At 62.4% G+C, this 12565-nt stretch carries 12 protein-coding genes; 5 read left to right on the top strand and 7 right to left on the bottom strand.

The genetic code is table 11. The annotated features are described in order from the left end of the window. Window positions 1-51 precede the first annotated feature (51 nt). The 3 genes from QMG80_RS16920 (at window position 52) to rsmA (ending at window position 3264) form a co-directional block, all read left to right on the top strand. Window positions 52-1263, top strand: coding sequence for a DUF898 family protein (locus tag QMG80_RS16920; protein WP_085770247.1), 1212 nt, complete (start codon window positions 52-54; stop codon window positions 1261-1263). Window positions 1264-1378: 115 nt separating this feature from the next. Continuing rightward, window positions 1379-2377 (top strand): 4-hydroxythreonine-4-phosphate dehydrogenase PdxA, encoded by a 999-nt coding sequence (gene pdxA, locus QMG80_RS16925; protein ID WP_085773454.1) that lies wholly within the window; start codon window positions 1379-1381, stop codon window positions 2375-2377. Beyond that, the gene (rsmA, locus tag QMG80_RS16930; protein WP_085770248.1) at window positions 2374-3264 is read left to right on the top strand and encodes a 16S rRNA (adenine(1518)-N(6)/adenine(1519)-N(6))-dimethyltransferase RsmA; all 891 of its coding nucleotides are present in this window, start codon (window positions 2374-2376) and stop codon (window positions 3262-3264) included. The genes pdxA and rsmA overlap by 4 nt, the downstream gene beginning before the upstream one ends. Window positions 3265-3478: 214 nt before the next feature. On the opposite strand, the gene QMG80_RS16935 is transcribed toward rsmA, so the two are convergent. Beyond that, a complete protein-coding gene (locus QMG80_RS16935; RefSeq protein ID WP_085770249.1) occupies window positions 3479-3886 on the bottom strand; it encodes a hypothetical protein in 408 nt (135 codons plus the stop codon). 569 nt (window positions 3887-4455) lie between these two features. Then, window positions 4456-4839 (bottom strand): SH3 domain-containing protein, encoded by a 384-nt coding sequence (locus QMG80_RS16940; protein WP_158658566.1) that lies wholly within the window; start codon window positions 4837-4839, stop codon window positions 4456-4458. Window positions 4840-5322: 483 nt separating this feature from the next. Between QMG80_RS16940 and hemN the strand changes: the two genes are divergently transcribed. After that, window positions 5323-6669, top strand: coding sequence for an oxygen-independent coproporphyrinogen III oxidase (hemN, locus tag QMG80_RS16945; protein ID WP_085770251.1), 1347 nt, complete (start codon window positions 5323-5325; stop codon window positions 6667-6669). A 125-nt stretch (window positions 6670-6794) separates the two neighbouring features. On the opposite strand, the gene QMG80_RS16950 is transcribed toward hemN, so the two are convergent. From QMG80_RS16950 to rpmH, 5 genes are all read right to left on the bottom strand, one after another. Then, complete coding sequence (locus QMG80_RS16950) at window positions 6795-7322, bottom strand: hypothetical protein (protein ID WP_085770252.1); 528 nt, start codon at window positions 7320-7322, stop codon at window positions 6795-6797. Between the two features lie 391 nt (window positions 7323-7713). Continuing rightward, a complete protein-coding gene (gene yihA / locus QMG80_RS16955; RefSeq protein WP_085770253.1) occupies window positions 7714-8355 on the bottom strand; it encodes a ribosome biogenesis GTP-binding protein YihA/YsxC in 642 nt (213 codons plus the stop codon). 79 nt (window positions 8356-8434) lie between these two features. Then, the gene (yidC, locus tag QMG80_RS16960; RefSeq protein ID WP_085770254.1) at window positions 8435-10240 is read right to left on the bottom strand and encodes a membrane protein insertase YidC; all 1806 of its coding nucleotides are present in this window, start codon (window positions 10238-10240) and stop codon (window positions 8435-8437) included. Then, window positions 10237-10641, bottom strand: coding sequence for a ribonuclease P protein component (rnpA, locus tag QMG80_RS16965; RefSeq protein WP_085770255.1), 405 nt, complete (start codon window positions 10639-10641; stop codon window positions 10237-10239). Before rnpA ends, yidC begins: the two co-directional genes overlap by 4 nt. Before the next feature lie 178 nt (window positions 10642-10819). After that, window positions 10820-10954, bottom strand: coding sequence for a 50S ribosomal protein L34 (gene rpmH / locus QMG80_RS16970; RefSeq protein WP_085773455.1), 135 nt, complete (start codon window positions 10952-10954; stop codon window positions 10820-10822). Window positions 10955-11550: 596 nt separating this feature from the next. Here rpmH and QMG80_RS16975 point away from each other — a divergent pair. After that, the gene (locus tag QMG80_RS16975; protein WP_085770257.1) at window positions 11551-12456 is read left to right on the top strand and encodes a sterol desaturase family protein; all 906 of its coding nucleotides are present in this window, start codon (window positions 11551-11553) and stop codon (window positions 12454-12456) included. Window positions 12457-12565 lie beyond the last annotated feature (109 nt).

Consider the following 12565-nt stretch of genomic DNA (forward strand, 5'->3'; position numbering starts at 1 on the left):
TCGGTCCGGAGATCGCGCTGAATACTCGTTGCCCTTGATAAGGAGATTTTCGTGTCGGAAAGCGTCGCTGAGGAAAGTCTCGATTCAACCGGGCTCAAGGGGATCGCCGTTTCGGATGCAGATTTTGATTTTGCCGGAGTCACGGCCTTACAAGCGGCAGTCAGTATGGTTTCTTTGGGCGCTGGCCGCTTCGGGCTTATCTCCAGCCTGCGCCGTCATTTGTGGTCCAACACCAAAATTCTTGGAGATTCACTCTCCTATGACGGCGATGCATGGCCGCTTGCGCTGCGACTCGGCCTCGGCCTTGCGCCACTGGCAGCGATTTTTTTCTCAGCCTATCGATTTGGGTCGATCCTAACAGGCGACATGGAAGCATATATGTATCTGCTGGTGGCCATATTGAGCCTCGCCTATTGGCGCGCGCTGCACTTTGCCAGTTGGCGGTACCGCTTAAACCACACTCTCTGGCGCGGTCACCGTTTTCGGGCCGGCGGGTCCGTCATTGCGTATTTCCTGCTCGCTTGCGCGTGGGGAGCCGCGAGCGCCGCATCGCTCGGCTTGTTTTGGCCGTCGACGCAAGTCGCGCTCGACCGATACAAACTGAAGCACACGCATCTCGGTTCGCGCAGCTTCCAATTCGTGGGCGAAGGCTCGGCCTTGTTGAGGCGAGGGTTCTTTCTGTTGCCTCTCTGGCTGTGGTCCAGGGTCTTGTTGTGTTTCTTCGGCGTGTCGATTTGGCTGTGCTACTCGGCCTATAACGAAGACATGAGCAGGTGGGAGCTAGATTTAGAGGACTCGCGGATGGGGAGCGCCGCCGATGCGGCAGGCCGTTGTGTGACGCTGTCAGCTCTAATGGTCGTCCTCCTGCTCCCCATTGCAGCCTTCGCCTATCCGAGGTTTGTCGCGCTCGTTTGGAAATGGCGGCTCGAGGGGATCCGATTTGGAAATGTTTACGTGACATCCAGCCTGACGTTATCATCACTGATGGGACTCTATTTCGCGTTCTATGGGATTATTGCTGCTATCGTGTCATTGGCGCTGCTCGCCTCGTCGGCGCTGAAAGGCGTCTGGTCAGGGGACGAGACGTTACAGCGCGTGACGATATTCTACTTTTGCGCGATTCCCCTCGATGGCGTGTGGAATTGGATCTTCGCCGGCCGCTTTTGGGTGATCATCGTAGGCTCGCTCACCCTCCACAATGCGTCGGAATTGATTATCAGCGACAGGACCCAGGCCGCATCGCAAACCGTGGCGCCTCTTTGAGCGCCCGAAAAACCGCAAACGCAAAATGGTCGGCCTGGGGGACGTCGAAAGCGGCTCATATGACCGCGCCATCCGCCGCCCTGCCCGCGCCGCCGAGACTTGCTATAATCTCGCGATGATCCCGCTTCCTCTTGCCCTCACGCAGGGCGACCCCTCCGGCATCGGTCCCGAGATCGCGCTGAAAAGCTTTGCGGCGCGCAAGGCGCAAGCCTTGCCGCCCTTCTTCGCGCTCGGAGATCCGGAGCTCTATCGCCGCGTCGCTCAAGCGCTCGCGCTCGACGTCGCGGTGGAGGAGACGACGCCACGGGAAGCGAATGAGGCGTTTGAAAGCGCATTTCCCGTCGTGCCGCTCGGGATTTCCGTGAAGGGCGAGCCCGGCGAGAGCGATGCCGCCGACGCGGCGCTGACGATCCGCTCGATCGAAGCGGCCGTCGAATGCGTCGCGAAGGGCGAGGCGCGAGGGATCGTCACGGCGCCCATCGCCAAGGCCGCGCTCTACGCGGCTGGCTTCGCTCATCCCGGACACACGGAGTTTCTCGGCGCGCTCGCTAAGCGCTTTTTCGACGTCGAAGCGCGCCCCGTCATGATGCTCTACGCCGAGGAGCTCGCGGTCGTGCCGATCACGATCCATGTCGCGCTGAGAGAGGCGCCGCGACTGCTCACACGCGAGCTCATCGTCGAGACCGGCCGCATCGTGGCGAAGGATTACGCGCGCCGCTTCGGAATCGCCCGCCCGCGCCTCGCCTTTGCGGGGCTCAATCCGCACGCGGGCGAGGGCGGCGCGATGGGCCGCGAGGAGATCGATGTGCTCGCGCCGGGGATCGCCGAGCTGCAAGCGGAAGGGATCGACGCGCAAGGCCCCTTCCCCGCCGACACGCTGTTTCATGCGCGGGCGCGCGAGCGCTATGATGTGGCGCTTTGCCCGACGCATGACCAGGCGCTGATCCCGATCAAGACGCTCGCCTTCGATCGCGGCGTCAATGTCACGCTGGGCCTGCCCTTCATCCGCACCTCGCCGGATCACGGAACAGCCTTCGACATTGCCGGTCGCGGCGTCGCCGATGCGACGAGCCTCATCGAGGCGATCCGCCTCGCTGGCCGTTTGCAGGCATGAACGACGGCCTCCCGCCGCTGCGCGAGATCGTCGCGCGTCATGGGCTCGACGCGCGCAAGGCGCTTGGCCAAAATTTTCTCTTCGACCTCAATCTCACCGGGCGCATCGCCCGCGCGGCGGGACCGCTGGAAAGCGCCACGATCGTCGAGATCGGTCCCGGCCCGGGCGGCCTCACGCGCGCGTTGCTGAGCGAGGGCGCAGCGAAAGTGATCGCGATCGAGCGCGACGCACGCTGCCTCCCCGCGCTCGCCGAGATCGCCGCGCATTATCCGGATCGCCTCGACATCGTCGAAGGTGACGCGCTCGCTCTCGATCCCGCAGCCCTTGTGCGCGAAAGGGGCTCCGGCGGTCCCGCGCGCATCTGCGCCAATCTCCCTTACAATGTCGCGACGGCTCTCTTGACGCGCTGGCTCGCAGTCGAGCCCTGGCCCTCGATCTTCGATCGCTATGTGCTGATGTTCCAACGCGAGGTCGCGGAGCGCATCGTCGCGACGCCGAAGGAGCGCGCGGATTATGGAAGACTGGCGGCGCTTTGCGGATGGCGGACGCGCGCGCGCATTCTCTTCGACGTCGCGCCTGCGGCCTTCACGCCGCCGCCGAAAGTCACCTCTTCCGTCGTGGAGCTCGTTCCCAATCCCACGCCGCTTCCCTGCGACGCGCGGCTGTTTTCGCGCGTGACCCAAGCCGCCTTCGGCCAGCGCAGGAAAATGCTGCGGCAAAGTCTAAAGGCTCTGGGCGTGGAGCCGCTCACGCTGCTTGACGCCGCGGGCATCGATCCAACGCGCCGCGCCGAGGAGGTGGAGATCACGGGCTTCGCTGCGCTGGCGCGCGCGTTGGAGGAAGCCAATCGCCCGGCGCCGCGCGATCACGCACAAACAGATGGATAGCTCAGAAAATCGCATGCGAAGCGGCGTTCATCTCGACGCGCAGCCAAGTCGCCGCCGGTAGCAGGAACGCTCGCGCCCTCCGAAATAAAACATAAAGCGCGCTGGGAAAAACAAAGCCCCCGGAGCGGCCGCAGCAGCCTCGGGAGCCTTTGGAGCTTATCGCGTTGCTCTACCCTACTCGCCGGCGCAAGGCCGACGAGCAGCGCAGAAGACCTCAGTAAGAGGCGACGACCGGCGCGGGAACGACCGGAGCCGGCGCGAGGAGGCCGGCAACCAGGCCGAGCGGATTCGGAATGGCTTCCACAGCCGCGAGCGGAGCGAACGGCGCGCTCCACGGGCCCCAGCCCCACCACCAGCCGGGCGCAGGAACCGCGCCGACGAGCACCGGCGTATAGACGAAGCCGACAGCGCCGTTGATGGCCGTAGCCTCGCACCAGCCGTGGCGGCAGCCGCTGATGTTGATCACGGAGGCGGGGGGAAGGACTTCGATCACGCCCGACCGATGCCAGGGATGGGTGTGCAGCGCCTTCGGGGAGGACAGAACCGCCTCGAATGCGAAAGCGGATGTCGCGCTAGCCGCAAGCGCGACGCCGGCCAGCACAGAGAGGAATTTCGACGACATTAGTTCACTCCGTTTTAATCTCTTGGCTCCGCCCGAGGCTGTTCAAAGCTCCAGACCCTGCATAAACGCGACGGCTCCGGTTTCGTTCCGGCTTGGACGTAAGAATTGAAGATTTATTGTGTCTGCACTCTTGCTCGAGCGGCAACAGCCGTTTCTTCTGATGATCGCACGCGACGCAAAGCAGAGATCACACGGAACAACCGCCCCAAGCCTTTGCCAATCGACCGGTTTGCCGCGAAAAACCAGCTTCCACATTTTCGCATCGCGCTCTAGCGCGTTTCCCGCTCGAACGGAATCGTTCGAGCGATAAGGAATCGCGCGAAGTCAAAAAGTTGGAGCATGTCATGACCGGAAAACCGCTTCGCACTTTTCCGTGACATACTCTAAGCGCACACGCTTTGGTTAACACGAGCAGAAGCGGATCGCGCCACCCGCTCTGGCGTCGCAATCTGCCGGCAAGTGATAGGTCATACGAAAAAGTCCCGAGCGGACGGCTGCCGGCTCGGGACCCTCGAAATTGCTGTTGACCCCTCTCGCCGGCGAATGAGCCGACGAGAGATGTCGGCGCCTCAGTAAGAGGCGACGACCGGCGCGGGGGCGACCGGCGCCGGCGCGAAGAGGCCGCCGACCAGGTCAAGGGGAGCCGTGACCACTCCAAGCGGAGCCGTCAAACCAACCGCCGGGCCCCAGGCGGCGGGAGCCGTGCTTACGAGCAAGGGCGTGCGGACGAAGCCCGCGAGGCCGTTAGGGCCAGCGATTTCAGACCAGCCGTGACGCTCGGCGAGGATATTGATGGTCGCGCCGGGGGGAAGCACCGCAACCACGGCCGAGCGATGCCAGGGATGGACATGGACCGCTCTCGCCGAGGTCAGGACCGCGTCGAAGGCAAAAGCAGAGGTTGCGCTGGCCGCAAGAGCGACGCCTGCCAACACTGAGAGGAATCTCGATGACATTGTACACTCCGTTTGAATCTCTGAACTCCGCCGGAAGATCTTTCAAGCTCCAGCCATCAGATAAACGCGATCGCCGCGCTTTTGTTCCAGATCGAGCACGCGGCGCGTCTGTACGCTTTGGAGCTCCTTAACTGTTTGGAATCGCGCTCGTCTTTCCGAGGCGAGCAGGCGCCGGCCCGCGAGCAGACATGAAAGAGCAAATATTTGGCCGAGTTTTCTGCATTCTTTTCTCGAACCCTAAGCAAAAATCATCGACGCGATCGCCAAGAACACCAGGACGTTTTTTTGCCCTGAAACGCGCGCCGCGACGCGTAAAGGGCTATAAAGGGGATCAGGACATAGAGCGCGATGCGAAAAAGTGGAACCCGGTTTTTCGCATCGCGCTCTAAAGTTTTAGAGTCGATCGCGTTTTCTGCGTTCAGGCGGTTCCGCCCCAACGCAGCGTGATCCAGCCAACAAGAGACGACCGGTCCCGTGTCCCCCATGAACGCCGCCTCACTCGCCCTCGCCGAGCGCTCCGCGCCCCGCTACACAAGCTACCCCACCTCCCCGCACTTCTCGCGCGAGATCGGCGACGAGACGATCCGCGCCTGGCTCTCGGCGCTTGACGCGAATGCGACGCTCTCGCTTTACTTCCACGTCCCCTTTTGTCGCGAAATCTGCGCCTTCTGCGGCTGCCACACGAAGGCGCTGCGCCAGGACGCGCCGCTCACGAGCTATAAAGAGACTCTTCTGCGCGAGATCGAGCTCGTCGCGGGCGCAACAAGAGCGCGGCGCGTCGTCTCCATTCATTGGGGCGGCGGCACGCCCGGCATCCTCGGCGCTTCGCGTTTCCACGAGATCTCCGAGACCATCGCGCGTCACTTCTCCATCGGATCCGAGACCGAGCATTCGATCGAGCTCGATCCGCGCGTGCTGACCCAAGAGTTCGTCGAGGCGCTGGCGCGCTCCGGCGTCAACCGGGCAAGCCTCGGCGTTCAAGACCTCAACCGGCATGTGCAGGAAGCCTCGGGCCGCGTGCAGCCCTATGAGCTTGTCGCGCAATCGGTCGAATGGCTTCGCGGCGCCGGGATCGAAGCGATCAACATCGATCTGATGTATGGCCTGCCGCATCAGAGCGTCGAGGATGTGCGTCGAACGGCGACGCTCGCGGCCGGGCTCAATCCTTCGCGTCTCGCCGTGTTCGGCTATGCGCATGTGCCCTGGTTCAAGACGCATCAAAAGCTCATCGACGCCGCCGCGCTCGCCGGCGCGGCGGAGCGGCTCGCCCAGGCCGACGCGGTGCGCGAGACGCTGGAAGACGCGGGCTTCGTCGCCATCGGCCTCGACCATTTCGCGCGACCGCAAGACACGCTGACGCAATGCTGGCGCGCGGGAACGCTGCATCGCAATTTCCAGGGCTATACGGTCGACCCCGCCGATGCGATGCTGCCCTTCGGCGTCTCGTCGATCGGCAAGCTGCCGCAGGGTTACATCGGCAACGCCGCCGACCTCGCGGGCTGGCGGCGCGCAATCGAGGCCGATCGTTTCTCGACGAACCGCGGCCTCGCCTTCTCGCCCGAGGACATTGCGCGCGGCGCCGTGATCGAGAAGCTGATGTGCCGGTTCGAGGTCGACTATGGCGCGGAAGCGACGGCCCACGGCTTCGCCGAGGATGCGTTCGACGATGCATTACCGCGGCTGCAAACCTTCTTCGACCAGGGCCTCGCCACGCTTGAAGGCCGCCGCCTCACGATGACGCCGCCGGGACGTCATTTCGTGCGCCTCGCGGCGACGGCCTTCGACGCCTATCTCGACAGGGGCGCGGCAAGGCATTCCGCGGCGGTGTAAAGGATATCAGCGAATGCCTCGCTGGGTGTATTGGCCCCTTTTTCCTTTCCACGCGCGTCCTGACCGAAATCGGAGCAGGAGCGAGTCCTTTTCGATCGCGTGATTCCACGCGATCGGGACGCGCTCTAAAGCCGATTCAAGCCTTCCTCGTAACTAATCGATTCATAGACTTTGTCGTATTTTATCGCAGCATCCACGATGGTATCGAGCTTCTGTGCGGTATCGAATTTCTTCATTTTTGTTTTATCTATGTAAAGAAACTCTATGAGTTCATTATACACGGACGTATCGTCGATCGGCAGCACATAGATCGGCACGCCGTTGAAGTTGACCATGTAGCGAGAAGCGCGCTCCAGGTCGCCAACATAAATAAAATATTTGCCCTCCGGTTTCAGATTTGCGCCGATGGCTTCAACGAGAGCTGGAAGCTGCTTGTAGCTCGTCAGCGATCCGGCCAGAAACGACAATGCCGCGTCGTCGCCTTCAGCGGCGGCGAAGACGGCCTCCAGATTTGCGACCGGATCGAGGGAGATGGCGATTTCGCCGCGAAAGCCGAAGCGTCCAGGCGCCTTCGTCGGCGCTTTATGAGCGGGCTTCAAGAGTCGGCCCTCGGCTTCAAGACGCCCAAAAGCGGTGGATTCGATGGAGGTCATTTTCAATTCTCACGTTTCCGTCCGCCCTCGAAAAATTCGAAAACATCACGGTCGATCGGTATAGGGGGCGATAAACAGAGCGGAGTTCGCCGCGCGGGTTTGACGCTGCCGCTCCTCCGATAGCCGGCGCTCATGGACATCACTTGCCGAGCCTTGAGTCAGCTGGGCTTGTCATCATCCGCGGATGTCGGGGGCTAGTCGGAGTCTGTCGTCGAGAGGATAAAGTTTTGGGGGCCATCGCGGTCTAGGCAGCCATGTCGGCTTTCGATCCGCGTCGCCGCCTTGTCGACTCCTGCTTAGAAGTTAAGCAATAATCACGCCAAATCGGAACGAATGGCTGTCTACCCACTTGGGCGCGCGCGCGACGATCCTCAAATAGAAATGCCAGCCGTCACCGCCCCGCGAGCAGCCTCGCGATCCCCGCGCGCAGTTCTTCGAGCCCTTCGTTCTTCTCCGCCGAGGTGAAGGCGATCTCGGGATGCGCCGCCGGGCGTTTTTCCAGCGCCTTGCGCGCCGCCTCCAGCGTCGGCTCGCGCTCTGAGACCTTGATCTCGTCGCGCTTCGTCAGCACGAGCTGATAGGAGACCGCGCTCTTGTCCAGAAGCTCGAAGAACTCCTCATCGAGCTTGCCGACGCCGCGCCGCGCGTCGACGAGCGTGAAGACGCGCAGAAGCTTCGCACGGCCGCGCAGATAGTCGCGGATGAGGACCGGCCAGGAGGCCAGCTTTTCCTTGCCCACCGCCGCGAACCCATAGCCCGGCATGTCGACGAGGCGCAGCCGCGGCGGCGCGCCGAGCTCGAAGAAATTGAGCTGCTGCGTGCGCCCCGGCGTGCGCGAGACGCGCGCGAGCGATTTGCGGAAGGTCAGCGCGTTAAGCAGCGACGACTTGCCGACGTTGGAGCGCCCGGCGAAGGCGATCTCGGGCAGATCGGCCGGCGGCAGATCGCCAGCCTTAGCGCCGCCGAACATGAACTCGCAGGAGCCCGCGAAGAGCAGGCGGCCGGGTTCGGTGAAGTCGGGTTCGTCTGTCATGGGAATAGCGAGTGGCGAATAGCGAATAGCGAATAGTGAATAGACTTCTCTACTCGCTACTCCCTAGTCCCCACTCGCCTCAAGCCTTGCTGAACGTCTTGCGCAGATTGTCCCAGAGCTCGAACTTCTGGCCGGCGCGCTTGTAGATGATCCATTGCTGAGTGACCGACAACAGATTGTTCCAAGTCCAGTAGATGACGAGGCCGGAAGCGAAGCTGCCCATGGTGAAGGTGAAGATCACCGGCATCCACGAGAACATGCTCTTTTGGATCTCGTCTGTCGGCTCCGGGTTCATCTTCATCTGCAGCCACATCGTCACGCCCATCAGCATCGGCCAGATGCCGAGCACGAGATAGGGGCCGAAGAGCGCAACCTTGGTCGGATCCCAATGAATGAGACCGAAGGCCGTGAAGATGTTGGTCGGGTCGGGCGCCGAGAGATCCCTGATCCAGCCGAAGAAGGGCGCCTGGCGCATCTCGATCGTGACGACGAGCACCTTGTAGAGCGAGAAGAACACCGGGATCTGCAACAAGAGCGGGATGCAGCCGCCGAGCGGATTGATCTTCTCGCGCTTATAGAGCTCCATCTGCTCTTGGTTGAATTTCTGCTTGTCGTCGCCGTATTGCTCCTTCAACGCCGCGATCTTGGGCTGGATGGACTTGATCTTCGCCATCGACTTGTAGCTCGCATTGGCGATCGGCAGAAAGGCGAGCTTGACGACCACCGTCACGGCGAGAATGGCGAGGCCGAAGTTGCCGAGGATTCTGTAGAGGAAGTCGATCAGCCGGAACATCGGCCGCGTGATGAAGTAGAACCATCCCCAGTCGATCAGGCGGTCGAAGCCCTTGAGATTGTCGTTCTTCTCGTATGAATCGAGAACGTCGACCTCCTTCGCGCCAGCGAAAACGTGGAGTTGCGTCGTTTGGGTCTTGCCGGGCTCGATCGTCTTGGGCTCGGCGGAGGCCACCTGGGCGTCATAGACCTTTTGCGCGAGCGTCGACGCCGAATAGCGCACGTCGATCAAAGCGTCGGGATCGGGAGCGGTCACAACGCCCCAATATTTGTCGGTGAAGCCCGCCCAGCCGCCCTTTCCTCTGAAGGTCCGCTTGTCGGCGTCGGTTTCCTTCTCGACTTTGTCGTATTTCCACTCCTGCGTGCCTTGATCGCCGATGACGCCGATGAAACCCTCATGCAGCGCGGCATAGCCCGAGCCCTTAGGCGTGCCGACGCGCGTCACGCGCGAATAGGGAAAGAGCTGGACGGCCTTGTCGTCCGCATTCTCCACGCTGTCCTCGATCGTGAACATATATTCGTCATCGACCGAGATCTTGCGCTTGAAGCGCAGCCCGTGGCCATTGTCGAAGGCGAGCGTGACCGGCTGGCTCGCCGTGAGCTTGTCGTGATCGGCGGTCCAGAGCGTCTCCGTGTCGGGAATGACGGGCGCGTTCGCGACCTGCAGCGAGAAGAAGCCCGAATCCACGAAATAGGGCTCCTCGGTATTCTCGGGCGAAAGCAGCACGATGATGGGGCTATTGGGCTCCACCGTCTGACGATAATTCTTGAGCGAGAGATCGTCGATGCGCGCGCCCTTGAGCGCGATCGAGCCCTTCAGCGAGCGCGTGTCGATCGCAATGCGCGGACTCTCGGCGAGCGCCGCCTCGCGCGGCTTGACCGCCGCCGTCGCGCCAGCGCCGGCGGGCGCGGCGACGGAAGGCGCCGTCTTCGTCGCGGCGCCGAGCTTCGGAAGCTTCGCCTCTTTCGCCTGCTGCGCTTCGATCTGGCGCTGCTTTTGCACCTGCGGCTGGAGATAGAAATGGTCGTAGAGGCCGATGAAGATCATCGACAGAGCAATGGCCAGAAGCCAGTTCTTATTATGTTGCGTCATGGCTTCTTCGAGGCCTGGTGCGGAAGGGGTTTCGTGCGGTCGGAAGAGAGGCGGCGGAAGGTTTGCGCCATCTGCGCCTCGAGAGCGGAGAAAGGCGCCGTGAGCGCCTCGCGGCGGGCGACAAGGACGTAGTCGTAGCCTTGCGCTGCCGCAAGGGCCCCCGAAAGGCGCAAAGCCTCCTTCAGCCGGCGGCGGATGCGGTTGCGGCCGACGGCTTTGGCGACGCGCTTCGTCACAGTGACGCCGAATCGCGGCTCGTCCGACGCATCCTCGCGCGCGGCCATCTGCAGCTTGAAGGCCCGCGAGGAACGCGAGAGGCCGCTCGCCGCGGCGCGCAAAAACTCGCTGCGGCGTCGCAGTCGCGCGGGAGGGCTTTTCTTGGGCTGAACGGCCTGCGTCATCTCGGTCCGAGTCCCAGCGGCGCGTTCGATCCTGCGCCCCCTCTCCCGCTTGCGGGAAGAAGGCAGGAGTGAGAGGGCTGGGAGCTCAAGCGCCCAGAGGCGCTTCGGATCAGTCCGGCCGCTTTGCCCGGCCTCTCACCTTAATTTTCTCCCCGCAAAAGCGGAGGAGACGGGATGCTTACGCCGAGAGACGCTTGCGGCCACGGGCGCGGCGGGCGGCCACGACCCTACGGCCGCCGACTGTCTTCATCCGCGCCCGGAAACCGTGGCGGCGCTTGCGGACGAGCTTGCTGGGCTGGTAGGTTCTCTTCACTTTTGTTCTCCGCTCGCGACGCAGCTTCCGCCGGCCGCCGGTGTCCCGCGCAGCGAAACGCCAGGACTTCATTGCGAAGCCCGCCGAATGCGCAGCGAAATTTTCCGTTTCGCGCTGCAAAATGCGCGCGTAAAGAGGCCGGCGCCGCCCCTTTCGGAGCGACGCCGCCGCCGCGCATATAGGGGGAGAGACCGGCGTTAGTCAATCACGCGGTGGCCGGCGCCACGCCAGCAGGCTCACGCCGGCGGACACGCCGCAGACCAGGCGGCTTTGGCCAGAGTATTCTTTTGAGATGGAGCGCGCTCAATCAGTATGCACGAGCGCTTCCGATTGCAAAAGTCTGAGATTTCTCGCGAAATCGATTTTGCGGGACGAGACGCGTCAAAATTTTGCCTCTTGCTCCTGTTCTCGTCCGAAGGGCTGGGACTTCGCGGAAAGCGCTGGCGCCCGGCCGGCCCCATCGCTTGGAGCGCGTTGCGAAACAAGGGGCGCCGGTTTTTCGCATGAAGCGCGCTCCGATTTTTCAAAACCGGTCACGTTTTCTGCGTCCGGACGACGGCGCCTGAACGCAATGTGATCTGGAGCAAGTCCCGCAAATGATCCAGTTTCTCACAGCCCACCCCCAGCTTCTGCTTTTCGTGCGCACGCTGTTTCAGTCGGTTTGGATGCTGGTCGTCCTCACGATCATCTTTGCGCCGTTCGAAGTCTTTTGCGCCGAACGCAGGACGAAGTTCTTCTATCCTGGTTTCGCGGTTGATCTCGGCTGGTATTTTTTGAACGCGCTTGCGATCGCCTTCGTGCTGGCGCCGCCTATGCTGCTGATCGTCAAGGCGACGCATGCGCTGCTGCCCTCCGCTCTGACCGGCTTTGGCGCCCACCTGCCCCTGTGGCTGCGCATGATCGCGGCGATGGTCGTGGGCGAGATCGGCTTCTATTGGGGCCATCGCTGGAGTCACGAGATCCCCTTCCTATGGCGATTCCATGCGGTGCATCACAGCGCCCGGCATGTCGGCTTTCTCGTCAACACGCGCGCGCATCCGGTCGATCTCATCTTCACGAGGGTTTGCGGTTTCACCCTGCTCTTTGCGACCGGCCTCGGCGACGCGGCGGGATCGAAACCCGGCCTTGTCGTTGCGGCGATTCTCTTTATCGGCTCCGTCTGGAGTTATTTCGTCCACGCCAATATTCGCGTGCGGCTCGGCCCCTTCGAGGAGGTCTTGTCCAGCCCATTCTTTCATCATTGGCATCACACCAAGCTCGACCATAAGGACCACAATTATGCGTCGATGTTGCCGGTGATGGATCGGGTTTTCGGCACCTTCTACTCGCCGAAGCATTGGCCCGCGGAATATGGGATTGAAGCGGAAATGGCGGAGAGCCTTCCCGCGCAGCTTTTCGATCCGCTGCTGGCGAGACGCGACGACCAAGCCGCGGATGTCCGTGCCGTGACGCAGCAAGAGCGATCAGCGACGCCGCTGGGAGGACGGGAACAGGCTGGATAGCGCATGCCGTTTTCGCAGCCGCTGCGCAAAAGTGAAGGCTGCTCATAGAGCGCGTCCCGATCGCGTAAAATCACGCGATCGAGTAGGACTCAGCGCCAAATCAAAAACT

The sequence above is a fragment of the Methylocystis bryophila genome (genome assembly GCF_027925445.1).
GTDB classification, from domain to species: domain Bacteria; phylum Pseudomonadota; class Alphaproteobacteria; order Rhizobiales; family Beijerinckiaceae; genus Methylocystis; species Methylocystis bryophila.

Bases quoted from the DNA above. Each gene is read 5' to 3' on its own strand.
- yihA (WP_085770253.1), bottom strand. From the start codon at position 8,355: ATGACAGACGAACCCGACTTCACCGAACCCGGCCGCCTGCTCTTCGCG.
- yidC (WP_085770254.1), bottom strand. From the start codon at position 10,240: ATGACGCAACATAATAAGAACTGGCTTCTGGCCATTGCTCTGTCGATG.
- QMG80_RS16935 (WP_085770249.1), bottom strand. From the start codon at position 3,886: ATGTCGTCGAAATTCCTCTCTGTGCTGGCCGGCGTCGCGCTTGCGGCT.
- QMG80_RS16950 (WP_085770252.1), bottom strand. From the start codon at position 7,322: ATGACCTCCATCGAATCCACCGCTTTTGGGCGTCTTGAAGCCGAGGGC.
- pdxA (WP_085773454.1), top strand. From the start codon at position 1,379: ATGATCCCGCTTCCTCTTGCCCTCACGCAGGGCGACCCCTCCGGCATC.
- QMG80_RS16940 (WP_158658566.1), bottom strand. From the start codon at position 4,839: ATGTCATCGAGATTCCTCTCAGTGTTGGCAGGCGTCGCTCTTGCGGCC.
- rsmA (WP_085770248.1), top strand. From the start codon at position 2,374: ATGAACGACGGCCTCCCGCCGCTGCGCGAGATCGTCGCGCGTCATGGG.
- rnpA (WP_085770255.1), bottom strand. From the start codon at position 10,641: ATGACGCAGGCCGTTCAGCCCAAGAAAAGCCCTCCCGCGCGACTGCGA.
- hemN (WP_085770251.1), top strand. From the start codon at position 5,323: ATGAACGCCGCCTCACTCGCCCTCGCCGAGCGCTCCGCGCCCCGCTAC.
- QMG80_RS16975 (WP_085770257.1), top strand. From the start codon at position 11,551: ATGATCCAGTTTCTCACAGCCCACCCCCAGCTTCTGCTTTTCGTGCGC.